Annotated in this window: 4 protein-coding genes; all 4 read left to right on the top strand. The window is 56.2% G+C overall.

Translation table 11 applies throughout. The annotated features are described in order from the left end of the window. Positions 1-162: 162 nt before the first annotated feature. Positions 163-1623, top strand: coding sequence for a CoA-binding protein (locus VMW13_10040; protein HUV45155.1), 1461 nt, complete (start codon positions 163-165; stop codon positions 1621-1623). Between the two features lie 35 nt (positions 1624-1658). Then, complete coding sequence (locus VMW13_10035) at positions 1659-2471, top strand: electron transfer flavoprotein subunit beta/FixA family protein (protein ID HUV45154.1); 813 nt, start codon at positions 1659-1661, stop codon at positions 2469-2471. 11 nt (positions 2472-2482) lie between these two features. Further along, the gene (locus VMW13_10030; GenBank protein ID HUV45153.1) at positions 2483-3823 is read left to right on the top strand and encodes an electron transfer flavoprotein subunit alpha; all 1341 of its coding nucleotides are present in this window, start codon (positions 2483-2485) and stop codon (positions 3821-3823) included. Positions 3824-3892: 69 nt separating this feature from the next. Next, positions 3893-4206: hypothetical protein (locus VMW13_10025; protein ID HUV45152.1), on the top strand; the 314-nt coding region annotated here is incomplete at its 3' end.

The following is a 4206-nucleotide window of genomic DNA, read 5'->3' as shown; positions in this document are numbered from 1 at the left end:
GTGTCACTGATGTCCTCGACACCGCACAATGCATCGTTGACAGGGCTGGTTGTGTCGGAGTATCATATAGCCGCTATGTACTATGCGTTCCGCCAACCATTACGTGTCTGGCGGAAGCCTATTCTGAGGGCGTTCATTGGGTATTGAGGTTGATATAGCACTATGAGCGGAAACAGGTTAGAAGAGCTAGCACCAGTGTTTTATCCGAAATCGCACGCAGTTATCGGTGCTTCGGCAAGTGAGAGCAAGTTCGGCGGCAGATTCCTGAAGACGCTGCTTAACTTTGGCTACAGCGGCAAGGTTTATCCGGTGAACCCGCAGGAGAGCGAGGTCTTCGGACTGAAGACATATGCCAGGGTCGGTGATATTCCTGAGCCGGTAGAGTTCGCATCCATTGCCGTTCCAGCCCGTGCCGTTCCCGGAGTGGTTGAAGAGTGTCTGGCCAAAGGAGTGAAGGCTGTCCAGGTACTCAGCGCCGGTTTCCGTGAACTGGGCGAAGAGGGAGCGAGGATGGAGAGGGACCTGGCATCAAGTGCGTCGCGGGGTCTCCGTATCGTCGGACCTAACTGCTTCGGGGTCTATTGTCCCGGCGGCGGGATGACTATCCTGCCAGGAGAGAATCTGTCCAGGGAGACCGGGCCGGTAGGTTTTATCAGCCAGAGCGGCGGTTATGCCATCCGGGTGCCACGCCGGGCCGACGGCCTTGGAATAAGGTTCAGTAAGGCGGTCAGCTACGGAAATGCCTGTGACATTAACGAATGCGATCTTCTGGAGTACTTCCTCGAGGACCCGGAGACAGACATCATTACCGGCTACCTGGAGGGGGTAAGAGATGGCCCCCGGTTCTTCAGGGTTCTTAAAGAGGTGTGCCGGACCAAACCGGTGATTATCTGGAAGGGCGGCCTCACTCAGGGTGGTGCCAGGGCGGCACAGTCCCACACCGCATCCCTGAGTGGCGAGGAAGCAATCTGGGAGGCCGTCTTCCGGCAGACCGGAGCTATCCAGGTAAACAACCTCGAAGAACTGCTGGATACCACGCTGGCCTTTATTCACCTTGAGCCTCAGATGGGGCGCCGGATGTGTTCCGTCGGTGGTGGTGGTGGTATTGGCGTCGCGGCTGCGGATACCTGGGAGCGAGCGGGACTTTCTGTGCCGCTATTCCCACCGGAACTGGAAAAGAAGCTGCTGGCGATAATCCCCGCAGTTGGGGCCAGTGCGAAGAACCCGGTGGATGTCGGCGGTCCGTTCCCGATGCCACCTATGTTCAGGGGTGTCCTGGAGACAGTATGCACCGATGCCGACATTGATATCCTGGTGGTGGATGAAATAGAGATGGCCTCGGCACTGCCTGGCAGCAAGCAGCAGTTCCGGCCCCCGGAACTGCTCGGGGAGACGATGCAGATTCCACTGGACATCAAGAACAGGTTCGGCAAGCCAGTGGTAATAGTGATGCCAGTAGAGGCTGTCTCTACCGATTCGCTGGAATCCGAGGGCGAGCGGCGCAAGATACGTGATTTCTACCTTCAGAACGGGATTCCTGTTTACCTGACAAAGGAGCGTGCCGCAAAAGCCCTGGCTAATCTGACCGGATACTACCGGCATCGCAATGCCGTGCTTTCATAACTGGAAGAGATGATTGAAAAGAGGGAGGATAAGGAATGCTGGTCGTAGCGTGCGTAAAACAGGTGCCGGACACCACCCAGGTCAAGATCGACCCTGAGACCGGTACCCTTATTCGGGAAGGCGTACCCTTTATTATCAATCCGTTTGATACCCACGCGCTGGAGGAGAGCCTCCGGCTGAAGGACGAATACGGGTTCCGGGTTGCCGCCATATCTATGGGGCCACCGAACACCGAGGTCACTCTGCGGAAAACGTTGGCTCTGGGTGTGGATAGAGCCATTCTTCTCAGCGACCGCGTATTCGGTGGTGCCGATACGCTGGCTACCAGTATGGTTATTGCCGAGGCGGTAAAGAGGCTTGCCCAGGAGGAAGAAGTGGCCATGGTTATCTGCGGCAAGCAGACAATTGACGGTGATACTGCCCAGGTAGGCCCTGGTATCGCCAGCAGGTGCGGATATACGCAGCTTACGCTGGTCGACCAGGTCAGGAGCGTGGACGTTGAGGCGCGGAAGGTGGTGGTCAGGCGCAAGCTGGAGGGACGCCATGAAATCGTGGAGGCAGCGCTGCCCGCGGTGCTGACCGTGGTCCGGGAGATTAACCGCCCCCGTTACCCCACGGTTCCGATGCGGCTCACGGCTGAAGAGGCTGAAGTCGCGCTGTGGGACAACAAGGTAATGCAACTCGACGAAACGGCTATCGGTCTGAAGGGTTCGCCTACTCAGGTGCGACGCATCTTCTCACCGGAAAGAGTCAAGGGTGAGATACTCGGTGACGGGATGAACGAACCTGGAGAAGCTGCCCGGCTACTCGTTGATACTCTGGTCAGTAAAGATATAGTTTCTCCGTAAAGGTAGGGTATATGGAACAGAAGAAAAAGAAGGTAAAGAAACCTCTGGGCATTGCCCGACTGATACCCGGCAAGTGCATTGCCTGTGGCGCCCGCTGTGAGAGCACCTGCAAGGTCGAAGCGATAACGATGAACGACGCCGGTGAACCGGTCTTCGATATCGAGAAATGTACCGGCTGCCAGCGCTGTGTTCGTATTTGCCCGTCCGATGCAATTGAGATTTATTTCACACCGGAGCAGCAGAAGATACTGGATGAGCTTGCCAAAAAAGGGGTTGCCGAGGCGGAACCTGAAGTTGAGGAGGTGGACGAGGAGGAGACACGGATTAGGGCCAGGCTGAAGGAGTACCATGGTGTCTGGGTCTTCGTGGAGCAGATAGATAGCGAGGCAGCCGATGTCTCCTGGGAGCTACTCGGTGTTGGTGCCAACCTTGCCAAAACCCTCGATGTGGAGCTGTGTACCATGGTCATCGGGGACAAGGTGGAGGAACTCTGCGGGGAATCCTTTGCCTACGGGGCGTCAAAGGTCTACCTGATGGATGACCCGGTGTTCCATCACTACCGTACCATTGCATACGCCCGCGCAATCTGTTACCTGGTAGGCAAGTATAAACCGGAGATAGTGCTCATTGGCGCTACCGGCCTGGGTAGAGACCTGGCTGGTGCCGTGGCCACCGAGCTCAGGACAGGACTGACCGCGGACTGTACCGGACTGACTATCGATGAGAACCGCTTTCTCCTGCAGACGCGGCCTGCCTTCGGTGGCAATATCATGGCAACAATTATGACGGAACGCACGCGACCGCAGATGGCCAGTGTGCGACCTCACGTGATGCCTATGCCGGATAAAGACCCTTTGCGCAAGGGAGAGATTATTCGTGAGTCCCTGGCTATCAGCGAGGAGGATATCAGGGTAAAGGTGCTGGAGGTACATGACCTCCGCAGTCATGCTGCCGAAGATATCGATATCGCTGCTGCCGATATTATCGTTGCCGGCGGACGGGGCATGAAGTCGAAGGAGAACTTCCAGGTACTGCAGGAGCTGGCAGATGAACTGGGCGGTGTCGTCGCTGCCTCTCGTAGTGCCGTTGAAGCCGGCTGGCTGCCGCCGGAGCGTCAGGTTGGACAAACCGGAAAGACGGTTAGACCCAAGATATACATCGCCTGCGGTATCAGTGGCGCTATTCAGCACCTGGTGGGCATGCAGGACTCCGATGTGATAATCGCCATCAATCGCGACCGGCAGGCGCCTATTTTCGAGGTAGCCACCTACGGTATCGAGGGTGACCTCTTTGAGGTGGTACCGGCGATCACCAGCCACATCAGAGAACTGCACGCTCAGAAGAAGGCTTAGCCTGATGATGTTCTCTTTGCAGCAGTCAGTCTGCCATAGACCGTCCAGTAAAGAAGGAGGGTGCTCGTGATGAATCCCGTGAGTGATATGGGAGCAGCAGGGTTTCTGATATTCTGGGGTTTAACCGCCCTGGCTGCCGGTATTTTCATCGTCAGGGGATATCAACTTGTCCAGTACATATACCTGGGGAGGAATGTTGGCGAATCCAAACTGACCATCGGGAAGATATTAGGGGCTATCTGGCACCTGATTCTACAGCAGTGCCAGTTTAAGAACATCCGCCGCAAGGACTGGGCTGGCCTCGGTCATTCTTTCATGGTCTGGGGTTTTCTGTGCTTTGTTATTTATTACCTCCTCTTTATTGTTATTGCCTCCGGTTTCGG

This window comes from Dehalococcoidales bacterium (genome assembly GCA_035529395.1).
GTDB lineage: Bacteria > Chloroflexota > Dehalococcoidia > Dehalococcoidales > Fen-1064 > DUES01.
Note: the sequence above shows the minus strand (reverse complement) of the source record. Positions and strands in the feature narration are given on the sequence as shown.

Excerpts from the sequence above, each read along its gene's own strand:
- VMW13_10040 (HUV45155.1), top strand. The coding sequence starts at position 163 with ATGAGCGGAAACAGGTTAGAAGAGCTAGCACCAGTGTTTTATCCGAAA.
- VMW13_10035 (HUV45154.1), top strand. The coding sequence starts at position 1,659 with ATGCTGGTCGTAGCGTGCGTAAAACAGGTGCCGGACACCACCCAGGTC.
- VMW13_10030 (HUV45153.1), top strand. The coding sequence starts at position 2,483 with ATGGAACAGAAGAAAAAGAAGGTAAAGAAACCTCTGGGCATTGCCCGA.